At 69.5% G+C, this 370-nt stretch carries 1 protein-coding gene; it reads left to right on the top strand.

All coding sequences use genetic code 11. The features are described 5' to 3' along the window. Positions 1-370: condensation domain-containing protein (locus tag ACLEQD_RS45265; RefSeq protein ID WP_410392051.1), on the top strand; the 370-nt coding region annotated here is incomplete at both ends.

Genomic DNA, 370 nt, shown 5'->3' with positions numbered 1-370 from the left:
CCGGCGGTGCAGCGCTTCCACGGCGCCACGACGATGGCCCGGTGGCCGAAGGAGCTGTCGGAGCAGCTGTCGGCACTGGCCCGTAAGGAAGGGGCCACGCCCTTCATGGTGCTGCTGGCGGCGTGGCAGGTGCTGCTGGCGCGCTACAGCGGCCAGCAGGACGTCAGCGTGGGCACGCCCATCGCGGGCCGCAACCGCACGGAGCTGGAAGGCCTCATCGGCTTCTTCGTCAACACGCTGGTGCTGCGCACGAAGCTGGAGACGGGCGCGAGCTTCCGTCAGGTGCTGCGTCAGGTGAAGGAGATGACCCTGGGGGCGTACGCGCACCAGGAGGTGCCGTTCGAGAAGCTGGTGGAGGAGCTGAAGCCGG

It is taken from the genome of Corallococcus sp. 4LFB, from assembly GCF_046520365.1.
GTDB lineage: Bacteria > Myxococcota > Myxococcia > Myxococcales > Myxococcaceae > Corallococcus > Corallococcus caeni.
This window is presented reverse-complemented; position numbering and strand designations above follow the sequence as displayed.